The following is a 21,792-nucleotide window of genomic DNA, read 5'->3' as shown; positions in this document are numbered from 1 at the left end:
CGACCGAAGCGACAGCGCACGGGCACTCCCGCAGCTTGGCGACTGCCACTAAGTTGCCTCCGACAAATGGCGTCGAGTCGGCCCGTTTTCGGCCTGAATTCATCGTCAGCTTCCATTACCATGACTACGCTTGTCCCATGCGACAGCTTGTCGCATGGGGTCATTGATCGCATCGGAGTATGCGGTCATTCGGCAGTCAATAAGTCATTCAAGGGAGAGTTCTGTGGCCACTACGACTTCTTCCGGCGGTGCTGGCAGTGTGTTCGCCAAGCTCGTCGGAATCATTGTTGCGCTTGTCGGGCTGGCTCTGGGAGCCGGCGGCGCCTATCTAGCGACATTGGGCGGCTCCTGGTATTACCTGGTCGCCGGTGTATTGATGCTGATTTCCGGCATCCAACTGTTTCGCGGCAAGGTTTCCGGTGCCGTCATTTACGGTGTCGTCTTCGTAGGGACGTTCTTGTGGGCCGCTTGGGAATCGGGACTGAATTACTGGCGCTGGATTCCACGCCTGGATGTCGTACTCATTCTCGCCATCCTGGTAGCGCTGGTTACGCCTGCGCTCAAAGACGGACCCACCCGCAAGACCGGCTTCTCCCTGGCGGGCGTTCTATTCCTTGGCCTGATCGTCGCGGGCGCCTTGGCATTCGTTCCCGGTCGCGGCTACCAGCACCTCGAGGACGTCCCGGCGGTCGCTGACGAGTCCCTCTCGACGGACGTGGGCGATGCCCAGCCTGCCGATGTACCGGCCGATGGAGACTGGGCCGCTTACGGTCGTGACTCCGCTGCGACTCGCTACTCACCCGCAGACCAGATCACCCCGGACAATGTGGGCGACCTGGAAGTGGCGTGGCAGTACCGCACCGGCGATATTCTGGATCACCGCTGGGGCGCCGAGACCACACCGCTGAAAGTCGGCGATGACGTCTTCCTGTGCACCTCCCGCAACATCCTGATCTCCCTGAATGCCGCGACCGGTGAAGAGAACTGGCGCTACGACCCGGTCGTATCGGAGGATGCGATTCCTTACACCGCCGCCTGCCGTGGCGTGACCTATTACGAAGTGCCGGAAGATCGCCTGGACCCATCCGCCGAATCGGCGACCGCCGATGAGCAGGGTGAACAGTCAGCGGCGACCGACACGCAGGAAGGCGACGACGGGACAGCGGGTGACGACACGCCGCAGCAGCCGGCCGTTGCAGCCAATGAGGCGCAAACCTGCCGCGCCAGGATCATCTCCGGCACCCTCGACGGTCGCATCATCGAGGTCGATGCCGCTACCGGCGAGCCCTGCACCGATTTCGGCGACAACGGCCAGGTCGACATCAAGCGCAACATGGGCGAGACCCCGCCGGGCTACGTGTCGATCAATTCGGCTCCCGTCGTCGTGCGTGACATCGTCGTGACCGGCCACCAGGTATTGGATGGCCAGCGGCGTTATCCGCCGTCCGGCGTGATCAAGGGCTTTGACGCGGTCACGGGTGAGCTGCAGTGGGCGTGGGACGCCGGGCGGCCGGATCAGAGCGAACCGCTGACGGGCGATGAAACCTACGTCCGTGGCTCGCCCAACATGTGGACTACCGCCGCCGGTGACAGCAAGCTGGGACTAGTCTATCTACCGATGGCCAACAGCGCTGCCGACTACTGGAGCAGCTCGCGGACGCCGGAAGAGAACGAGTGGGCCAGCTCCATGGTCGCCCTCGATGTCGAAACGGGCCTGCCAAAGTGGCATTTCCAGACGGCGCACAAGGACGTCTGGGATTACGATCCCGGTTCGCAGCCGACCTTGATCGACTTTCCCACCGGTAACGGCAAAGTGCCGGCACTGGTCATGCCGACCAAGCAGGGCGATATCTACGTATTCAATCGCGAGACAGGCGAACTGCTCGGCGGTGGCGCCGAAGAGCGCCCGGTCCCCCAAGGGGGTGCCGAACCGGAGCAGCGTAGCGAGACCCAGCCGTTTTCGCTCTACGCGACGCTGCGTCAGCCGGATATCGACGAGAAAGACATGTGGGGCATGACCCCGTTCGATCAACTGTTCTGCCGAATCCAGTATCGCCAGGCAAGCTGGAAAGGCATGTATACGCCGCCCACCGCCGAACAGCCGTGGATCCAGTACACCGGTTACAACGGAGGCTCCGACTGGGGCAGCGTGGCGATCGATCCGCATCGCGGTGTGATCATCGCCAACTATAACGACATGCCCAACTACAACGAGCTGGTGCCGCGCGATGTAGCCAACAAGCTCGGCTGGGTGCCGCGAGAAGAGCAGAAGGAAGACAGCGGCGGTGCGGAAGGCGCCGGAGACCCTCAAGCCAACACGCCTTACGCGATCAACGTCAATGCTGGCTGGCGCGTGCCCTACACCGGCATGCTGTGCAAGCAGCCGCCGTATGGCCACATCCGCGCCATCGACCTGGCGAGCGGCGACACATTGTGGGATCGACCACTGGGCACCGCCCGGGCCAATGGTCCCTGGGGTATCCGCTCAGGTCTGCCGATCGACATAGGGACGCCCAACAACGGCGGCTCCGTGGTCACCGCCGGCGGGCTGATCTTCATTGCCGCGGCAACCGACGACCTGATCCGTGCCATCGACATCGAGAGCGGCAAGACGATCTGGCAGGCACCGCTGCCGGCCGGTGGTCAGGCCAATCCGATGGTCTACGAAGCCAACGGCCGTCAATACGTGGTCATCGTCGCCACGGGCCACCACTTCATGGAGACTCCCACCGGGGACTACGTGATCGCCTACGCACTGCCGGAGGGTGAAGGCTCCTGACCGTCTGACTGGGTCATCCTGCCTGGGCAAGATTCGGGCAGGATGGTCCAGGCGACAATTCATGGGACAACAACCATGAATGACAGAAGCCCGAGCTCCACTGATGTGGGCTCGGGCTTCTTGGTTGAGACCGTCCAGCAGGTTCGGTCTCTCCGAAGGGGCGGCAGTCGGTCTTCAGTTACCAGACTATCGCTACTTCATGGTTGTATTAATTCTGTGCGTCTTCCGCTTTATCCTGAATGTTTTCACCCGCGTCTTCCATGGCGTCGCCAGCATTATCCACGGCATTGTCGACTGACTCTCCAGCCTCTTCGGCCGGGCCTTCGTCGTTATCGCAAGCAACCACGCCAAAGGCCATAAAGCCTACCAGCATTGCCATCGCCATTTTTTTCAGTAGTTCGGTGCGCATCGAATCTTCTCCTTGGTAACAGCTTCCATGTATTGCCCACTCAACATAGCCGTTGATCGCACAATCATCCAACGGTAAACGCACCTTCCCCAATTCATCCTAATTGCTAGGCGGGCAATCTAAAGTTGTCGGCTTTTAGCGTCGCCAATCTTTTAATTCCCACCCGCGCAACGCAAACAGACAAGGCGCCTGGCAAACGAAGCGTCACGAACCTTGTCGATGGGAAGAATAGAGGCGCCCTCCCCGGTCTCCGGCCAGAGAAGCTGCGCTCCAAGCGCAAACGTGGACTTACCGCGGAAGTCGCCGAGCCGAGCTCATGGCCCGTAGCCCGTAGCCCGTAGCCCGTAGCGATGATCCACCGGGCAAGGCAAAACCCCAGCCTCTTTCGAAGCTGGGGTTGGGGATAGAAGCCTGACGATGTTCGGGCCGGCCACCCGGCGCTCCGCGACTTGACTCGTCTCCTCCTGAGACTCGCCCTTCGGGCCTGCTGAAGCGATTCCCGTTCGTTCCCGACGAACGGGTCCAGGGGAGGCCCCTAAAACGAATGAACCCCGACCAATGGCCGGGGTTCGAAATAAGTGCCTGACGATGACCTACTCTCACATGGGGAGACCCCACACTACCATCGGCGCTAAGCGGTTTCACTTCTGAGTTCGGCATGGATCAGGTGGTTCCCACTCGCTATGGTCGTCAGGCAAAACTGACGCTGAAACGATCTTTTCCTCGCATCGCTTCAACTGATTCGGATCATGCTGACGGCTACGTCTCGTTTGGCCGGCTCTTCCTCGGCCCGCGTATCCAGTCATTGTCGTACTAATCGCTCGACCTCGCGTCCCGGCTTTCGCCACGACGCCTCTTTCCAAAACCCCTTGGGGTTATATGGTCAAGCCTCACGGGGCATTAGTACACGTTAGCTCAACGCCTTGCAGCGCTTCCACACCGTGCCTATCAACCAGCTAGTCTTGCTGGACCCTTTAGGAGACTCGAAGTCTCAGGGAGATCTCATCTTGAAGGAGGCTTCCCGCTTAGATGCCTTCAGCGGTTATCCCGTCCGCACATAGCTACCCGGCGATGCCACTGGCGTGACAACCGGAACACCAGAGGTGCGTCCACTCCGGTCCTCTCGTACTAGGAGCAGCACTTCTCAAATCTCCAACGCCCACGGCAGATAGGGACCGAACTGTCTCACGACGTTCTAAACCCAGCTCGCGTACCACTTTAAATGGCGAACAGCCATACCCTTGGGACCGACTTCAGCCCCAGGATGTGATGAGCCGACATCGAGGTGCCAAACACCGCCGTCGATGTGAACTCTTGGGCGGTATCAGCCTGTTATCCCCGGAGTACCTTTTATCCGTTGAGCGATGGCCCTTCCATACAGAACCACCGGATCACTAGAACCTACTTTCGTACCTGCTCGACGTGTCTGTCTCGCAGTTAAGCACCCTTATGCTCTTGCACTCAATGCACGATTTCCAACCGTGCTGAGGGTACCTTCGTGCTCCTCCGTTACGCTTTCGGAGGAGACCGCCCCAGTCAAACTACCCACCACACACTGTCCTCACACCGGATCACGGTGCCAAGTTAGAACGCCAATGATGCCAGGCTGGTATTTCAAGGTTGGCTCCACCCGAACTGGCGTCCGGGTTTCCAAGCCTCCCAGCTATCCTACACAAGCAACATCAGCGTCCAGTGTGAAGCTATAGTAAAGGTTCACGGGGTCTTTCCGTCTAGCCGCGGGTACACAGCATCTTCACTGCGATTTCAATTTCACTGAGTCTCGGGTGGAGACAGCGTGGCCATCATTACGCCATTCGTGCAGGTCGGAACTTACCCGACAAGGAATTTCGCTACCTTAGGACCGTTATAGTTACGGCCGCCGTTTACCGGGGCTTCGATCAAGAGCTTCGCCTTACGGCTAACACCATCAATTAACCTTCCGGCACCGGGCAGGCGTCACACCCTATACGTCCGCTTACGCGTTAGCAGAGTGCTGTGTTTTTAATAAACAGTTGCAGCCACCTGGTATCTTCGACCGGTTCGAGCTCGGGACGCGAAGTCCTTCACCCTAAGCCGGCGCACCTTCTCCCGAAGTTACGGTGCCATTTTGCCTAGTTCCTTCACCCGAGTTCTCTCAAGCGCCTTGGGATTCTCACCCTGACCACCTGTGTCGGTTTGGGGTACGGTCGCATGTGATCTGAAGCTTAGAGGCTTTTCCTGGAAGCGTGGCATCGATGACTTCCGGACCGTAGTCCGTTCGTCTCGTCTCTCGGCCTTAAGGACCCGGATTTGCCTAAGTCCTCAGCCTACTGACTTTCACCAGGACAACCAACGCCTGGCTCACCTAGCCTTCTTCGTCCCCCCATCGCAACCACATCCGGTACGGGAATATTGACCCGTTTCCCATCGACTACGCTTTTCAGCCTCGCCTTAGGGGCCGACTCACTCTGCTCTGATTAACATAGAACAGAAAACCTTGGTCTTCCGGCGGGGGAGTTTTTCACTCCCCTTGTCGTTACTCATGTCAGCATTCGCACTCGTGATATCTCCAGCATGCTTCTCAACACACCTTCACAGACTTACACGACGCTCCTCTACCGCTCATCCAGAGGATGAACCCGTAGCTTCGGCATCTGGTTTGAGCCCCGTTACATCTTCCGCGCAGGCCGACTCGACTAGTGAGCTATTACGCTTTCTTTAAAGGATGGCTGCTTCTAAGCCAACCTCCTAGCTGTCTATGCCTTCCCACATCGTTTCCCACTTAACCAGAATTTGGGGGCCTTAGCTGACGGTCTGGGTTGTTTCCCTTTTCACGACGGACGTTAGCACCCGCCGTGTGTCTCCCACGCTCTACTCACCGGTATTCGGAGTTTGCCTCGGGTTGGTAACCCGGGATGGGCCCCTAGCCGAAACAGTGCTCTACCCCCGGCGGTAATACGTGAGGCGCTACCTAAATAGCTTTCGAGGAGAACCAGCTATCTCCGAGCTTGATTAGCCTTTCACTCCGATCCACAGCTCATCCCAGCATTTTTCAACATACTTGGGTTCGGGCCTCCAATTGATGTTACTCAATCTTCACCCTGGCCATGGATAGATCGCCCGGTTTCGGGTCTATATCCAGCGACTGGTCGCCCAGTTAAGACTCGATTTCTCTACGCCTCCCCTATACGGTTAAGCTCGCCACTGAATATAAGTCGCTGACCCATTATACAAAAGGTACGCGGTCACCGAACAAGTCGGCTCCCACTGCTTGTACGCACACGGTTTCAGGATCTATTTCACTCCCCTCTCCGGGGTTCTTTTCGCCTTTCCCTCACGGTACTGGTTCACTATCGGTCAGCCAGGAGTATTTAGCCTTGGAGGATGGTCCCCCCATGTTCAGTCAGGGTTTCACGTGCCCCGACCTACTCGATTTCACACATTCAGGTTTTCGACTACGGGGCTATCACCCACTATGGCCGGCCTTTCCAGGCGCGTTCGTCTAACCAGTCACATGCTTAAGGGCTACTCCCCGTTCGCTCGCCGCTACTGGGGGAATCTCGGTTGATTTCTTTTCCTCGGGGTACTTAGATGTTTCAGTTCTCCCGGTTCGCTTCCCAACACCTATGGATTCAGTGTGGGATACCCAGCTTGTGCTGGGTGGGTTTCCCCATTCGGACATGTCCGGGTCGCAGGTTGTTTGCCACCTCACCGAACCTTTTCGCAGGCTACAACGTCCTTCATCGCCTCTGGCTGCCAAGGCATCCACCGTGTGCGCTTAATCGCTTGACCATATAACCCGAAGGAGTCTGGTCGTGCGATTAGTCTAACGACAATTGCCGGATACGCTTGAGACGTATCACTTTCGTTCTTCTCTTGCGAGAAGAACTGTCAGCATGATCCAAATTGTTAAAGAGCGTTTAGAGCAGAAGCTCTAAGCGATCGACTTTGCCGGCGTATGACGCGACGAAGCGGATGGCTTAGAACTCAATGACTGTGTGGTGCGATTTCTCAGGAAAGACATGGTGGAGCCAAGCGGGATCGAACCGCTGACCTCCTGCGTGCAAGGCAGGCGCTCTCCCAGCTGAGCTATGGCCCCGACAAATGCAATTTTGTCGAAGACAAGGCGCTTTTTGCCGACGTGTAGCCTGCTACACGAGGGAAAAAGCAACGCCGTATTCGGCAAAATTTGGTGGGTCTGGGCAGACTCGAACTGCCGACCTCACCCTTATCAGGGGTGCGCTCTAACCAACTGAGCTACAGACCCGGCTTACCACTGGGTCCGTGACCCAAACAGTCATTGCTCTTGGCCGATCAGGTAATTGATTGTGGACGCTTGAACCACGTGAAGCTGGTCGTTTAAGGAGGTGATCCAGCCGCAGGTTCCCCTACGGCTACCTTGTTACGACTTCACCCCAGTCATGAACCACACCGTGGTGATCGCTCTCCCGAAGGTTAAGCTAACCACTTCTGGTGCAGTCCACTCCCATGGTGTGACGGGCGGTGTGTACAAGGCCCGGGAACGTATTCACCGTGACATTCTGATTCACGATTACTAGCGATTCCGACTTCACGGAGTCGAGTTGCAGACTCCGATCCGGACTGAGGCCGGCTTTCTGGGATTCGCTCCACCTCGCGGTCTCGCAACCCTTTGTACCGGCCATTGTAGCACGTGTGTAGCCCTACCCGTAAGGGCCATGATGACTTGACGTCGTCCCCACCTTCCTCCGGTTTGTCACCGGCAGTCTCCTTAGAGTTCCCGACCGAATCGCTGGCAAATAAGGACAAGGGTTGCGCTCGTTACGGGACTTAACCCAACATTTCACAACACGAGCTGACGACAGCCATGCAGCACCTGTCTCAGAGTTCCCGAAGGCACCAATCCATCTCTGGAAAGTTCTCTGGATGTCAAGGGTAGGTAAGGTTCTTCGCGTTGCATCGAATTAAACCACATGCTCCACCGCTTGTGCGGGCCCCCGTCAATTCATTTGAGTTTTAACCTTGCGGCCGTACTCCCCAGGCGGTCGACTTATCGCGTTAACTGCGCCACTAAGTCCTTAAAGGTCCCAACGGCTAGTCGACATCGTTTACGGCGTGGACTACCAGGGTATCTAATCCTGTTTGCTACCCACGCTTTCGCACCTCAGTGTCAGTGTCAGGCCAGAAGGCCGCCTTCGCCACTGGTATTCCTCCCGATCTCTACGCATTTCACCGCTACACCGGGAATTCTACCTTCCTCTCCTGCACTCTAGCCTGGCCGTTCCGGATGCCGTTCCCAGGTTGAGCCCGGGGCTTTCACAACCGGCGTGCCAAGCCACCTACGCGCGCTTTACGCCCAGTAATTCCGATTAACGCTCGCACCCTCCGTATTACCGCGGCTGCTGGCACGGAGTTAGCCGGTGCTTCTTCTGCGAGTGATGTCCTTCCTCTGGGGTATTAACCCAGAGGCTTTCTTCCTCGCTGAAAGTGCTTTACAACCCGAAAGCCTTCTTCACACACGCGGCATGGCTGGATCAGGCTTTCGCCCATTGTCCAATATTCCCCACTGCTGCCTCCCGTAGGAGTCTGGGCCGTGTCTCAGTCCCAGTGTGGCTGATCATCCTCTCAGACCAGCTACGGATCGTCGCCTTGGTAAGCCGTTACCTTACCAACTAGCTAATCCGACATAGGCTCATCCGATAGCGCGAAGTCCGAAGATCCTCCGCTTTCTCCCGTAGGACGTATGCGGTATTAGCGTGGGTTTCCCCACGTTATCCCCCACTACCGGGCAGATTCCTATGCATTACTCACCCGTCCGCCGCTCGCCACCAGGGAGCAAGCTCCCCGTGCTGCCGCTCGACTTGCATGTGTTAGGCCTGCCGCCAGCGTTCAATCTGAGCCATGATCAAACTCTTCAGTTTAAAGTCTGATAGTCCTTACTTCTCCCGAAGGAAAAAAGCGGACCAAACTTGGTTCAAGGTCAAACGAATCTTGACGAGTCGCTTGCCTCGATATGTCGTGACTGGCTGTCACGCGAGAACAAGCGCCCACATCAATTACCTGATCGATTGTTAAAGAGCGCCTTACTTTGCCGTTTCGAATCCAAGTACTTGTCAGCGCTTGTTTTCTGGGCCGCCGTAAGGAGTGGCGTATTTTAAGGATCGAGGCGAGGATGTCAACGTCTTTTTTGTCGAATCCTGCTTGGCGTCGCGTGCTGCTGTCGGCGCCGATCCTTGCCAAGAAGCGGGAGCATTCTGCCTGCTTCCCTTGCCTTGCGTCAACCGATTATTTCAATCAAATCAACTGCTTGGCTTTCTTCTTCACCGCCTCCGAAAACCTCTCTCGGCGGCAGCGGATGCGTACTTTACGGATCGACCGCCGCGTTGGCAAGCCCTCGAGTCAAAAAAACTGAAATCGATGACGTCCGACAGCGGAGGTCCGATACATCCCAGGACAATCCGGGCCGATTGTCAGCGTCGTCCCTGGCGTGGCAGCGCACCATTGAAGCCTGGCCGCTTCATACTTTGGTCCGAATCGAGGCCCGACAACCGCTACCACGGCAGGCAGCGCTTTGAGCAGTGCCAGAACATTGGTAAAACCAATGACTGCAATCGTTATCGGGAGCTTCATCGCGTGAACTACCCCACCGTCAGGCAGCCTCGTCTTGCCGATGTCATCACCGAACGCCTCGAGACGATGATCCTCGAGGGCAGCCTCAAACCGGGCCACCGCCTGCCGGCCGAGAGGCAACTGGCCGAACGCTTTGGCGTGTCACGCCCCTCGCTACGTGAAGCCATTCAAAAGCTGGCCGCTCGAGGCCTGCTGATCAGCCGGCAAGGTGGTGGCACCTACGTCAGTGAGCGTCTCGCCGCCAGCTACGGCGACCCCATGCTGGAGATGCTGTCGCGTCACGACGAGTTTCACCTGGATGTGCTGGAGTTCCGCGATGCAATGGAGGGGATCACGGCCTACCACGCGGCGATGCGGGCAACCCCGGCCGACAAGGAGATGCTGCAGCAACGGTTCGAGGCGCTGGACAGAAGTTATCGGGATCCCGTTCAGCAAGGCGACCCATTACGCGAGGCCAAGGCCGATGCCGCCTTTCATCTCGCCATTGCCGAGGCCGCCCACAATGTCCTGATGCTGCATACCATTCGTGGCCTCTTCCATTTGCTGGAGAAGAGTATCGTCGGCAACCTGGCGCATCTGTTCGAGCGTCCCAATGCCCGCCAGCGTCTGATGGCACAGCACCGTGCGCTGCTCGAGGCGATTCAGGAAGGGAGAGCCGAGGATGCTCGCACGTTGGCCCACGAGCATCTCGACTACGTCAAGGCGGGGCTGATCGACATGCAGCGTGCCGAATCGAGGGCCCGGCGCGCCGAGAGGCGCTCGCAGCTGCTGAGCGACCGCCTCGAGCCCTGAGTGCGCCAGCCTCCGATCATTCTCCGCTCAGGTGCTGGTCCTTCAGCTTGACGTAATTTCCCGCGGAGTAACTGAAAAACGTCCGCTCGGCGGCCTTGAGCTCGCGTAGCGGCTTGGCCGGGTTACCGGCGTAGACATGACCGCTCTCCAGCACTTTGCCCGGCGGAACCATGGCGCCCGCGGCGACGATCACCTCATCTTCGATCACGACCCCGTCCAGAACCACGGCGCCCATCCCGATGAGAACCCGATCTCCGATCCGGCAGCCGTGCAGAGTGGCCTGGTGGCCGATCGTGACCTCGTCCCCGATGATCAAGGGATGGCCGCCGGGGTTGTAGTCGCTTGCGTGGGTACAATGCAGCACGCAGCCATCCTGCACACTGGTGCGCGCGCCGATGCGAATGCGATGGACATCACCCCGAATGACCGCCATCGGCCATACCGAGCAGTCGTCACCCAGCGCCACGTCCCCCAGCACGACGCTGGTATCATCGATGAACACTCGTTGACCGAGGCTGGGCGTCACACCCTGAAATGTTCGAATTGCCATGAGTTCTCCTCCTGTCGCTATCCAGAATCGGCTTGTCCCTCGCAGCACGGCCTAGAGAAGGCTGGACGCCAGCACCACCACCGTCAGCGGGATCGACACGTAACGCACCAGCCATTGCCATAGTCGGAAACTGCCGGCGCCGACGCCCAGCGCCGCCACGGCGGCCTCCCTCGACATCACCCAGGCCGCGAAGATGGCGATCAGCAGACCACCGATCGGCAGGAAGATATCGGGCGGAATGGTCGACACCAGCGTGAAGAAGTTCATCTCGCCGACCCAGTGCACGTCTGCCAGGGTAGAGAACGAGAGCGCCGACAACAGCCCCACCAGCCACACCAGCGACCCGATCAGAATAGCAGCGCGGCTGCGACGCCACCCGGAACCGACCAGCATCGACACCATCGGCTCGGCGAGATTGATCGACGACGTCCAAGTCGCCACCAGCAGCAGCAGAAAGAAGGCGCCCAGCCAGACCTGGCCGCCCGGCAAATCGCTGAAGGCGATCGGCAGCGTGACGAACATCAGCCCGGGCCCTTCGCTGGGATCGAGACCATGGGTGAAAACCACGGAGAAGATGGCGATACCGGAGAGCAGCGCCACCGTGATGTCGAGCAGAGCCACGGCGAAGACGGCCTTGGGCAAGCTCTGCTCCTCGGGCATGTAGGCGCCATAGGCCATCAGGGCACACGCCCCCACCGCCAGAGTAAAGAAGGCGTGTCCCATGGCATTGAGCACGACGCTCCAGGTAATGGCAGCGACGTTCGGCGTGAACAGCCAGTGCATGGCGGCCCCGAAGCCCGGCGTGGTCACGGCGTAGCCCGCGAGAACGATCAGGATCCCGTAAAGCAGCGGCATCATCACGTTGTTGAGCTTTTCGATCCCGTTGACGATACCGGCCGCCACCACCGACATGGTCAGCAGCATGAACAGGGTATGGTTGAAGGTCATGCGCAACGGGTCTGCCAGGAAGGCATTGAAGCTCGCACCGACCTGCTGGGGAGAGAGACCGACGAAGTTGCCATTCACGGCACTGACCAGGTACTCGATCGACCAGCCGGAGACCACCGAGTAGAACGACAGGATGAAGAAGACCGTGATCGCGCCGAACAGCCCCAGCCATTTCCAGTGACGACTGACATCGGCCTCGTCGGCCAGGAACGCCAGCGCCTGCATCGGGCTGCGCCGACCGGCGCGACCGATCATGATCTCGGCCATCATCATCGGCAGCCCCAGCAGCAGTACGAAGAGGATGTAGAGCAGCAGGAACGCCGAGCCTCCGTTCTCGCCCGTCATGTAGGGGAAGCGCCAGATGTTGCCCAGCCCCACGGCGGCGCCGGTGACCGCCAGGATGAAGGCACGGCGGGACTGCCAGCGCTCCAGAGTTTCACTCATCATTCGGGACCTTTAGCGAACGGATTGCGGCCGCGGACTACCCACCCGGGACAGGCAGGGCTGGCGCGAAAACGCGAAGAGCCTATCAGCACCGGGGCGGCTCGCCAATCTGGCCCGGGCCAGCGTCCAACAGCGGGCGCTGCCAACTGGAGCCCGGATTGAAAGCTGCCTCGGCTTCCCCCATATAGAATGACACTGATTCCATCGTCCGAGGTGACCATGTCGAATAACCCGCTGCTCGAGCATCATACCCTGCCGCCGTTCGAGGCGATCCGTCCCGAACACGTCGTACCGGCCATCGAAAAGATCATTGCCGACAACCGGCAGGCCACCGAGACCCTGGCCCGGCAGCAGGACGTGAGCTGGCAGACCCTGGCCGCGCCGCTGGAATCGCTCGACGACCGCCTGTCCCAGGCGTGGTCGCCGGTGTCCCATCTCAATTCGACGATGAACAGCGACGCGCTGCGCGACGCCTATCAGCAGTGCCTGGCCATGCTTTCCGAGTACGGTACCTGGGTCGGCCAGCACACCGCGCTTTTCCAGGCATTCGAACGTCTGCGGCAGAGCGACGAGTTCGCCTCACTCGAGACCGCGCAGCGCAAGGCGATCGACAACACCCTGCGCAACTTTCGCCTCGCCGGCGTCGATCTACCAGCCGAGGACAAGAAACGCTACGGCGAAATCCAGGCTCGCCTATCGGAACTCGGCAACACCTTCTCCAACCAGTTGCTGGATGCGACCCAATCCTGGCATCTCGATCTTGCCGACGCCGACCGCCTGGGCGGCCTGCCCGAGAGCGCCCTGGAGACATTGAAGGCCAATGCCGAAGCCAAGGGCGTTACCGGTTATCGGATCACCCTGGACGTTCCCAGCTTCCTGCCGGTCATGACCTTCGCCGAAGATCGCGAACTGCGCCGTGAGGTCTACACCGCCTATGTCACGCGGGCTTCCGACCAGGGCCCCAAGGCCGGCGAAAACGACAATGCACCAGTGATAGAGGAGACGCTGCGGCTGCGTCAGGAGCTGGCCCGTCTGCTCGGTTTCGACACCTATGCTGACTACTCGCTGGCCACCAAGATGGCCGAAACGCCCGAACAGGTGCTCGGCTTCCTCGACGACCTCGCCGAGCGCGCGCACCCGCAGGCGCAGCGCGAATTCAACGAGCTCGAAGCCTTCGCCAAGGAGACCCTCGGCCTCGATGCATTGAAACCGTGGGACACCGGCTTCGTCAGCGAGAAGCTGCGCCAGGCGCGCTACGATATCTCGCAGGAGCAGTTGCGGCCCTACTTCCCGGCGCCGCGCGCCATCGAGGGCCTATTCCGCGTCACCAACAAGCTCTACGGCATCCGCATGGCGGAGAACCCGGAAGCGCCCTGCTATCACCCGGACGTCAAATACTTCGACGTGCTCGATGGCGATCGCCCCATCGCCGGTTTCTATCTGGACCTGTACGCCCGAGAAGGCAAGCGTGGCGGCGCCTGGATGGACGTCTGCCGCACGCGTCTCCAGCGCGAGAATGGCGAACTGCAGCTGCCGGTGGCCTATCTCACCTGCAACTTCACGCCCCCGGTGGCAGGCAAGCCGGCACTGCTGACCCACGAGGAGGTGCTGACGCTGTTCCACGAGTTCGGCCATGGCCTGCACCACATGTTGACGCAGCAGACGGTCGCCGACGTTTCCGGCATCAGCGGCGTCGCCTGGGATGCCGTCGAGCTGCCGAGCCAGTTCATGGAGAATTTCTGCTGGGAGCGCGAGGGCCTCGACCTGATCGCCGGCCACGTCGACACCGGCGACAAATTGCCGGACGAGCTGCTGGACAAGCTGCAGGCGGCGCGCAATTTCCAGTCGGCGATGCAGATGATGCGCCAGCTCGAATTCTCGCTATTCGACTTCCGTCTCCATCACGAACTCGAGAAACCGAGCGCCAGTGACGTCCAGCGTCTGCTCGATGACGTGAGAGCCAAGGTCTCGGTCGTGCCGACCGTCGACTTCAATCGCTTCCAGAACGGTTTCGCGCATATCTTCGCCGGTGGCTACGCTGCCGGTTACTACAGCTACAAATGGGCCGAGGTGCTGTCGGCGGATGCCTACAGCGCCTTCGAGGAAGCCGGGATTTTCGATCCCGAGACCGGCCGACGCTTCCGCGAAGCGATTCTCGAACAGGGTGGCTCACGGGAAGCGGCAGAGCTGTTCGAAGCCTTCCGTGGCCGTGAACCGAGCATCGATGCGCTACTGCGCCACTCCGGTATCGACGCCAAGGATGCTGCCTGATCCTGGGCGGTGTCTGATCCCACAGTGAACCGGGCGGGCGCCAGTCAGCGCCCGCCCACTGCTTTCGAGGTAATGCATGTCCCAGACGCCGAAACGCTTCATCGCCGGCGCAATCTGCCCTCGCTGTGCCGCCATGGACCGCATACGTTCGTGGGAGCAGAACGGCATTCGCTACCGCGACTGCGTCAGCTGCGACTTCTTCGAACAATTACCGATCGAAGACGACACACCGCAGGAAATTCCGACTCGCGTCAATCAACCGCGTGACAAACAGCGGCCAGCCAGCGACGAGGTCCGCCCGGTGCGGATCATCGACCCCGGCAAGCTGCATTGACGCCAACGGCGGCAGTCGTCACTGCGCGACAGCGCGCTGAACCAGACGGGCAAGGTCGTCATCCTGCCAGTCCGGCACGTCGCCGAGCTGCGGATCCATTGCCTTGCCCGGCCGTGCGATGAACCCGGTTCGCAGCCCGGCCGCGTTGGCACCGATCAAATCCCAGCCGTGAGCGGCGATCATGATCAGCTCGGCAGTGGCGACGCCCCAGTGGCTCGCCGCATGCCGGTAAGGCTCTGGAGACGGCTTGTATCGCCCCACGCTCTCGACACTTAGAATGGCATCGAAATAACCGCTCAGTCCGGCGTTGTCGAGCTGCCGATGCGCTGCCTTCAGCGCGCTATTGGTCAGCGCCGTCAGCGTATGCCCATGCTCGCGCAGCTGCGCCAGCGCCGCCGCCGAATCGGCGTGGGCCGGCAGCGAGAGAATCGCCTCGACCAGCTCCTGCTCGTCGCCCACAGCGATCGCGACGCCATGTTTGGCCCCGAGTTGGCGCAGCGCACTTCTGGCAAGATCTGCAAAGGGTTCGAACTCCCCCACCAAGTTGGCCGTCATCCAGGTCTCCTGAAGCGTCAGGAACCATTCAGAGCGCGCAGCGTCGGTGCCGAACCAGCGCTTGAACAGCGGATCGAGCGCTCCCGTGTCGAGCAGTGTTTCATTGACGTCGAATACCAGATGCATCGTGGACTCCATGCCATCATTGGGGCTGATGATTCAGATCGGATGGGAAAAGCGTAGCGAGGGATAACGTCTAACGCTCGCAAGGTTCTCGAGTCGTCGCCATCGATTGGCGGCCCCGCAGCAGCGCCTCAGTGCCACAGCGCCACACCCTGCATCACCAGTTGCCGCAGCACCGAGAAGGACGGTAGCCAGCTCAACAGGTGCGCCGATATCAGCGCCAGCATCAGCGCACTGCCCGGAGACTGCCAGCTGAACGGCTTGAGGGCCGTGCCGAACGAACGCTTGAAGCGCGCCCCGGTGAGATCGACGCTGTACAGCTCGTCCAGCGTCAGATGGATGACGAAGCCCAGTGTCATCGCCAACCCGTGGATCCAGGCCAGGCGTTCAGGCTGACCCAGCAGGGAGAAGCTGATCGCTGCCGTCGACAGCCCGCTGATCGACGCTGCCAGCAGCGAATGCCACAACCCGCGATGAACCGTGAAGCGTGCGAAGATCGCACCGGCCAGGTAGCGCACGCCGAGATAGATACCGCCGCAGGCGGCAAACAGATAGGCCGGCGTGACTCGATGCTGCAGGACCAGCACTGCCAGCACCACCGCGACGACGGCCAGGATATTGAAGATCAGACGAATGGCCTGGGACTGATCGGCATCGATATCCGGAAGAATCCCGCCGAACGCCACCAGCATCGCGACCGCCAGCGACTGCCAGCCGCTCCACTGCCCCGCCTGCCATCCGGCCTGAGCGACCGCGACTCCCCCGACGGTCGCCACGCCGAGATGCGTTCGAAAGTTGGCCATTGGCCGGGCGCCCCACAACTGGATAAATGAACAGATTATGGCGCGCCAGCCAACCAGAAAACAATAGCTTAAGAAAACAGCCTCAAGACGAACCGGCTCCGCAACGAAACGGCTCCACCTTTGGTGGAGCCGTCGAGTTGCGTGCCGCTCAATGTTCGCTAGTTACCGTCGATGACGCCGCAGGCCACTCGGCTCCCGCCCCCACCCAACTTGGGCTCGTCGCTGTAGTTGTCGCCACCTTGGTGAATCATCAGCGAGTGACCGGCGAGATCGGCTTCGGTGAGTCGAGGCGCCAGCACTGGTGTCGCCGCTTTGCCGTCGTCCCCGACCGTGAGGGCCGGCAGATCCCCGAGATGGCCCTCGTCGCTGTAGGGCCCCTGGTGGGTGCCGGTCTCGTCAGGGTCGAAATGGCCCCCGGCAGCGCCACCGGGCGTGACTTCGCCATCAGTCTCGCTGGTCTCGCAACTGGCGTTGGTATGCAGGTGGAAACCGTGAAGTCCGGCCTTCAGCCCCGACAGGTCCGGCGTCAGCAACAGTCCATAATCGGTGTCCTTGGCGACCACCGTACCGACGCTATCACCGACCCCGTCGGCGGACACCGCATGCATCTCTACCGTGGTTTCCGCCTGTGCCCACCCCGACAGGGCTAGCGCGACCCCCGCGGTCAGACCGATCAATCCATTGCGTTGCATGGCGTTCTCCTCTGCGTGAGTGACGGGTCCCGATCGACGACTTGCTTGATCGGGACTGGTTTCAACGTAGCCAACCGGCGGCACTAACGCGAACGGCCGGGTTTCGGCGAGGCGAACTCGGCGGCCAGATTCAGCTCAAGTTGTCGAGCACCTTGAGCACCGGCGCGGATTGATTCAGCGTATAGAAATGCAGGCCAGGGGCCCCGCCCTCCAGTAACCGCCGGCATAGCTTCGAGATCACCTCGGTACCGAAGGCCTGGATGCTGTCGCTGTCATCGCCGTAGGCCTCGAGCTGCTTGCGGATCCAGCGCGGGATGTCGGCGCCGCAGGTATCGGAGAAACGAGCCAGCTTGGTGTAATTGGTGATCGGCATGATGCCGGGAATGATCGGCGTCTCCACCCCCATGGCGCGAACCCGGTCCACGAAGTGGAAATAGGCGTCGGCGGTGAAGAAGTACTGGGTGATCGCGAGATCCGCGCCCGCCTTGGCCTTGCGGGCGAAGTTTTCCAGGTCACGTTCGAAGCTGGCTGCCTGGGGATGGGCTTCCGGGTAGGCGGCCACCGCGATCTCGAAATGATCGCCGGTCTCGTCGCGAATGAACTCGACCAGCTCGTTGGCGTAACGCAATTCGCCTGCGCCCCCCATGCCAGATGGTAAGTCACCACGCAACGCCACCAGGCTATCCACGCCATCCTCCCGGTAGGTGTGCAGCAGATCACGCAGCGACGACTTGTCGCTACCGACACAGGAGAGGTGTGGCGCCGTGGCGACGCCACTGCGACGGACCGTCTTGACGGTGTCGAACGTGCGCGCCTGGGTGGAGCCACCGGCCCCATAGGTGACGGAGAAAAACCGCGGCTTGCGAGCAGCCAGCGCATCGCGGACCCCACCGAGCTTCTCGCGCCCCGCGTCGGTATTGGGAGGGAAGAATTCGAAACTGAACCCCAGTGGAGGCTGCGTGCTCATGACAGTGCTCTCTTCGATGCGGGCCCGCGCGATCACACGCTGGGCGAGGTCTCGCTCTCGAGCGCCGATGTCCCGGTAGCGACGACCGACGATGGATTGACGACCGTATGATGGCGATTCTGCCTCTCCGGGGCGATCACGGCCAATGAAACCTTCCTGCCCTTCTCATGAACAAGGCTCATCACGAAGCGACATCCCGCGCGACGGGCTCAGGGATGCACGATCATGCCGTGGTTGCACTCGCCCCCGGTGAGGCAGTCTCGCGTCTCGACCTGCAGGGTGGCGTGCTGGATCCCGAAGCGGGACTGGAGCATAGCGTAGGCACGCTCGATGACACCGTCGTGTAAGGCGGGAGACTCGATCACCAGGTGCGCGCTGAGCAGCGGGTCCTGCGGCGTCAGGCCCCAGACATGAATGTCGTGCAGGCTCTTGACGCCCTCGACGTCGAGTAGCGCCTGCCGGATCTGGCCGACATCGACACCTTCGGGCGTGCCCTCGAGCAGGGTATGCGCCGAGCGCCCCAGGATCTTCCAGGCGGCGCGCAGAATCAATGTCGCGGCCAGCATCGACAGCAGGGGGTCGATCGGCGTCCAGCCCGTGATCAGGATCACCACGGATGCCACGATGGCCGCCACCGATCCCAGCAGGTCGCCGATCACATGCAGCAAGGCGCCGCGCAGGTTGAGGTTTTCCTGGTCGCCCCCGTGAAGAATTCTGAAGACCACGATGTTCACCAGCAGCCCCAGCACGGCTACCACCATCATCGGACCTGCCAGGACCTCGACCGGCTGGGTGAATCGCTGGATCGCAGCGATCACGATCCATACCGCGATCGCCAGCAGCGTCAGCCCGTTGACGAAGGCGGCCAGCACCTGGAAGCGCTGATAACCGAAAGTGCGAAACCTGTCCGGTGCCTTGTCGCCCATATAGAAGGCGAACAGCGCCAGGCCGAGCGAAAAGCTGTCGCTGAACATGTGGCCGGCGTCGGCCAGCAGCGCCAGCGAGCCGGAGATCCAGCCGCCCACCACCTCCGCCAGCATGAAGCCGGCGGTCAGGATCATCGCCAGCCTGACGCGCCGGACACTGTCCGCCGTCACGGTTGGCGCATGATCGTGGGAGTGCCCATGGTCGTGGCCGTGAGAATGCCCCTGCCCGGCGTGATCATGAGGGTCGTGATGCGAGTGGTCGTGCGAGGCCATGTCATGGATCCTGACGGGTGTGTCCCCGGATCTTAGCTCACGACCCCGACGCTATTGTATTACACGCTGCTGGCGCGGCGAGCGCACTCGACTCCCGAGATATCCCTGGGACAACGGGGTTCGATCGACTACGTTGAGATCACGACCGGGGCGTGCCGCTGCCTGGCCGCCACCCATCGCACCATCACCATCAAGGAGGAAGTCATGAGCGAGCAGACCTTTTTGACCGATATCAAGACGATTCGCGAACGGGCCCGCCAGCATATCGAGAATGGCGCCGTCACCGAGGGATATAGCGCCGACCGCGAGACGGTCATCAAGATTCTCAACGAGGCACTGGCAACCGAGATCGTCTGTGTCCTGCGTTACAAGCGTCATTACTATATGGCCGACGGTCTCAGCGCGAGCATTGCCAAGGACGAATTCCTGGAGCATGCCCAGGAAGAGCAGCAGCACGCCGACCAGCTCGCCGAACGCATTACCCAGTTGGGCGGTGCCCCCAATTTCTCGCCGGAGGGTTTGCTGAGCCGCTCGCACTCGGAGTACGCCGAGGGGGAAACGCTCGAGGAGATGATCAAGGAGGATCTCATTGCCGAGCGGATCGCGATCGACAGCTACCGCGAGATCATCACCTACCTTGGTGACAAGGATCCGACCTCTCGCCGAGTGATGGAGGACATCCTGGCGCAGGAAGAGGAGCATGCCGACGACATGGCGGCGCTACTCGAGGGGGTCAAGACCCGCAACTGATATCGCCATCGGGCCATTTCGACCTGTCGGACTGGCCCGAGCCGCCAACGCCTCAGTCGTCATGCCGCGAACGTTGGCGCCAGAGATCCCAGGCGATTCCCGAGGCGATGCCTGCACCAATCCCCCACCCCCATTCGGCAGAGGCCATCCAGACCACCATCCCTACCACGATACCGATCAGCGAACCCTGCATGGTGTCTCCATCGATGGCGACGTTGTCGTCAGGGCATCATTGTAGTCACGACTTGCACGGAAGCGGGAATCACGATCACGCAGGGGGTCACGCAACGGGCGAGGCCGGCGATAGGGAAAAGCAGACATCAGCGTGGCTGAGCGTCGAATCCACCGAAATACGCGGTGATGTGAGTTAGCAGGAGATATGGCACTGATGGAGTTAAGTGGGATTTGGTGGGCGCAAGTGGGATGAAGCGGGACGTGGCGCCGCTTTCAGCGCGGTGCGATGTCTAAAGCAGTGCCAAAACTGCACAAAGACAAAAAAGGGTCGATCCGGCATAGATCGGCCCTTTTCGCAAGCTACTTGGCACTACCTCAGAGTTGCTGCAAGCCCGTCCACTGCCTCCGAGCACTCTCGGTCGCTAAAACGCCGTATTGCTTACCCACCGCTCTCGCTGCGGACTCCGCCTTGTCTACTACCTGCTGGATGGACTCGCTTCCCCTGTAGTCATACTCACCATCTGGCATCAACCAAGTAGTCCCATTGTCAGCTCGCAGTCGGTCAGTGAACCCTCGCTGCTGCATTTGCTGGTGAAGATTTTTGTAATCTTCCGAATTCGCTCCGTGTAACACCATGCGTACTGTGTACTGGACCATAGCGGCCTCCGTTATCGTTGTCAGAGCCATCCCGCCGACCACACCGCGCGGCCGACGATTTCCAGTTCGTCCATACGATCACGCGGGACGACGATCTTCTCGTACTCCTTATTTGCGCTGATGATGGCAACGCCGTCGAACTGGCGCTGCAGGCGCTTGGCGTACAGGTGGCCATCCAGGCGCAGGATATAGATGCCCTCGCCTTCGACCGTGGTGCGCGTATGGTCGATCAGCACCGTATCGCCGCTGTGAAGCACCGGCTCCATCGAATCCCCATCGATACGGATCGCAGAGAGGTGATCCGGCGTGAGCCCTTGCTTGCGCAGTGAGTAGCGCGTGAACGAAATGTGCGTCAGCACGCGGCAGTTCTCATTCCAAGCGCCGTCGCCAGCGCTGCACTGCGCATCGTATAGCGGTACAAACGCAAAGTCGCCGATGGACATGCCCTCGGGCAACTGAACCCCCTGCGGGGAATCCATGTTGCGACCACTCGATGCTCTCGTTGTTACCGCACTACCCGTTGCAACCCAGTCCAGCGACACACCCGCCGCCAGGCACAGCCGAGCCACGCCCGCGAACACCGGAACCGACTCGCCAGTGATCCAGCGATTCAGCGTGGAAACAGAAACCCCCGCCGCTTCGGCGGCTTTTTTCCTGCTCCCCAGCCTCTCTGCCACTTCAGCGATTCGGGTTCCGATTCCATTCTCGGGATTCGGAACCGAATTTGCGTCGTCAGTCATAAATTCCGTTTCTCTCT

16 protein-coding genes, 2 tRNA genes and 3 rRNA genes are annotated in these 21,792 nt (G+C 60.4%); 6 read left to right on the top strand and 15 right to left on the bottom strand.

Going from position 1 to position 21,792, the window contains the following annotated elements:
* Nucleotides 1–223: 223 nt before the first annotated feature.
* Nucleotides 224–2,779, top strand: a complete 2,556-nt coding sequence (locus AAGT95_RS09740; RefSeq protein ID WP_425356052.1) for a membrane-bound PQQ-dependent dehydrogenase, glucose/quinate/shikimate family — start codon at nt 224–226, stop codon at nt 2,777–2,779.
* A 208-nt stretch (nt 2,780–2,987) separates the two neighbouring features.
* Here AAGT95_RS09740 and AAGT95_RS09735 read toward each other — a convergent pair whose 3' ends face one another.
* The 6 genes from AAGT95_RS09735 to AAGT95_RS09710 form a co-directional block, all read right to left on the bottom strand.
* On the bottom strand, nt 2,988–3,188 hold the full coding sequence (locus AAGT95_RS09735; RefSeq protein WP_110709763.1) for a hypothetical protein: 201 nt from the start codon (nt 3,186–3,188) through the stop codon (nt 2,988–2,990).
* A 580-nt stretch (nt 3,189–3,768) separates the two neighbouring features.
* A 5S ribosomal RNA gene (gene rrf / locus AAGT95_RS09730) occupies nt 3,769–3,883 on the bottom strand.
* A 184-nt stretch (nt 3,884–4,067) separates the two neighbouring features.
* Nucleotides 4,068–6,959: ribosomal RNA gene (locus AAGT95_RS09725) — 23S ribosomal RNA — on the bottom strand.
* A 231-nt stretch (nt 6,960–7,190) separates the two neighbouring features.
* A tRNA-Ala gene (locus AAGT95_RS09720) sits at nt 7,191–7,266 on the bottom strand.
* A 91-nt stretch (nt 7,267–7,357) separates the two neighbouring features.
* Nucleotides 7,358–7,434: transfer RNA gene (locus tag AAGT95_RS09715), tRNA-Ile, on the bottom strand.
* Between the two features lie 93 nt (nt 7,435–7,527).
* Nucleotides 7,528–9,067 (bottom strand): 16S ribosomal RNA (locus tag AAGT95_RS09710).
* Together the 16S, 23S and 5S rRNA genes with 2 tRNA genes alongside form the textbook arrangement of a ribosomal RNA operon.
* Before the next feature lie 251 nt (nt 9,068–9,318).
* Between AAGT95_RS09710 and AAGT95_RS09705 the strand changes: the two genes are divergently transcribed.
* On the top strand, nt 9,319–9,558 hold the full coding sequence (locus tag AAGT95_RS09705) for a hypothetical protein (RefSeq protein ID WP_342596357.1): 240 nt from the start codon (nt 9,319–9,321) through the stop codon (nt 9,556–9,558).
* A 221-nt stretch (nt 9,559–9,779) separates the two neighbouring features.
* Entirely contained in the window at nt 9,780–10,568 is a 789-nt protein-coding gene (locus tag AAGT95_RS09700; RefSeq protein ID WP_110601221.1) for a GntR family transcriptional regulator, read from the top strand.
* 16 nt (nt 10,569–10,584) lie between these two features.
* Here the strand turns inward: AAGT95_RS09700 and AAGT95_RS09695 are convergent, their stop codons facing one another.
* Nucleotides 10,585–11,118, bottom strand: coding sequence for a gamma carbonic anhydrase family protein (locus AAGT95_RS09695; RefSeq protein ID WP_110601222.1), 534 nt, complete (start codon nt 11,116–11,118; stop codon nt 10,585–10,587).
* A 51-nt stretch (nt 11,119–11,169) separates the two neighbouring features.
* Nucleotides 11,170–12,510: a sodium-dependent transporter gene (locus AAGT95_RS09690; RefSeq protein ID WP_342596356.1), complete on the bottom strand. Its 1,341-nt coding sequence runs from the start codon at nt 12,508–12,510 to the stop codon at nt 11,170–11,172.
* A 219-nt stretch (nt 12,511–12,729) separates the two neighbouring features.
* Between AAGT95_RS09690 and prlC the strand changes: the two genes are divergently transcribed.
* Both prlC and AAGT95_RS09680 read left to right on the top strand, forming a co-directional pair.
* A complete protein-coding gene (prlC, locus tag AAGT95_RS09685; protein ID WP_342596355.1) occupies nt 12,730–14,781 on the top strand; it encodes an oligopeptidase A in 2,052 nt (683 codons plus the stop codon).
* Between the two features lie 76 nt (nt 14,782–14,857).
* The gene (locus AAGT95_RS09680) at nt 14,858–15,115 is read left to right on the top strand and encodes a YheV family putative zinc ribbon protein (RefSeq protein WP_110601225.1); all 258 of its coding nucleotides are present in this window, start codon (nt 14,858–14,860) and stop codon (nt 15,113–15,115) included.
* Nucleotides 15,116–15,133: 18 nt separating this feature from the next.
* Here the strand turns inward: AAGT95_RS09680 and AAGT95_RS09675 are convergent, their stop codons facing one another.
* From AAGT95_RS09675 to AAGT95_RS09655, 5 genes are all read right to left on the bottom strand, one after another.
* The gene (locus tag AAGT95_RS09675; RefSeq protein WP_342596354.1) at nt 15,134–15,796 is read right to left on the bottom strand and encodes a haloacid dehalogenase type II; all 663 of its coding nucleotides are present in this window, start codon (nt 15,794–15,796) and stop codon (nt 15,134–15,136) included.
* Nucleotides 15,797–15,924: 128 nt separating this feature from the next.
* Nucleotides 15,925–16,596, bottom strand: coding sequence for a metal-dependent hydrolase (locus AAGT95_RS09670; RefSeq protein WP_110601227.1), 672 nt, complete (start codon nt 16,594–16,596; stop codon nt 15,925–15,927).
* A 158-nt stretch (nt 16,597–16,754) separates the two neighbouring features.
* Nucleotides 16,755–17,288 carry a superoxide dismutase [Cu-Zn] SodC gene (sodC, locus tag AAGT95_RS09665; protein ID WP_342596353.1) on the bottom strand — a complete coding sequence of 178 codons (534 nt, stop codon included), beginning with the start codon at nt 17,286–17,288 and terminating at the stop codon, nt 16,755–16,757.
* Nucleotides 17,289–17,418: 130 nt separating this feature from the next.
* On the bottom strand, nt 17,419–18,255 hold the full coding sequence (gene metF, locus AAGT95_RS09660) for a methylenetetrahydrofolate reductase [NAD(P)H] (RefSeq protein ID WP_342596352.1): 837 nt from the start codon (nt 18,253–18,255) through the stop codon (nt 17,419–17,421).
* Between the two features lie 209 nt (nt 18,256–18,464).
* On the bottom strand, nt 18,465–19,454 hold the full coding sequence (locus AAGT95_RS09655; protein WP_110601230.1) for a cation diffusion facilitator family transporter: 990 nt from the start codon (nt 19,452–19,454) through the stop codon (nt 18,465–18,467).
* Between the two features lie 204 nt (nt 19,455–19,658).
* Between AAGT95_RS09655 and AAGT95_RS09650 the strand changes: the two genes are divergently transcribed.
* Entirely contained in the window at nt 19,659–20,204 is a 546-nt protein-coding gene (locus tag AAGT95_RS09650; protein ID WP_110709962.1) for a ferritin-like domain-containing protein, read from the top strand.
* 52 nt (nt 20,205–20,256) lie between these two features.
* On the opposite strand, the gene AAGT95_RS09645 is transcribed toward AAGT95_RS09650, so the two are convergent.
* Nucleotides 20,257–20,397, bottom strand: coding sequence for a hypothetical protein (locus AAGT95_RS09645; protein ID WP_342596351.1), 141 nt, complete (start codon nt 20,395–20,397; stop codon nt 20,257–20,259).
* A gap of 658 nt (nt 20,398–21,055) precedes the next feature.
* Nucleotides 21,056–21,775: a helix-turn-helix transcriptional regulator gene (locus AAGT95_RS09640; RefSeq protein ID WP_342596350.1), complete on the bottom strand. Its 720-nt coding sequence runs from the start codon at nt 21,773–21,775 to the stop codon at nt 21,056–21,058.
* Between the last annotated feature and the right edge of the window lie 17 nt (nt 21,776–21,792).

Source organism: Salinicola lusitanus (genome assembly GCF_038648475.1).
In the GTDB taxonomy this organism is placed as follows: Bacteria; Pseudomonadota; Gammaproteobacteria; order Pseudomonadales; family Halomonadaceae; genus Salinicola; species Salinicola lusitanus.
This window is presented reverse-complemented; position numbering and strand designations above follow the sequence as displayed.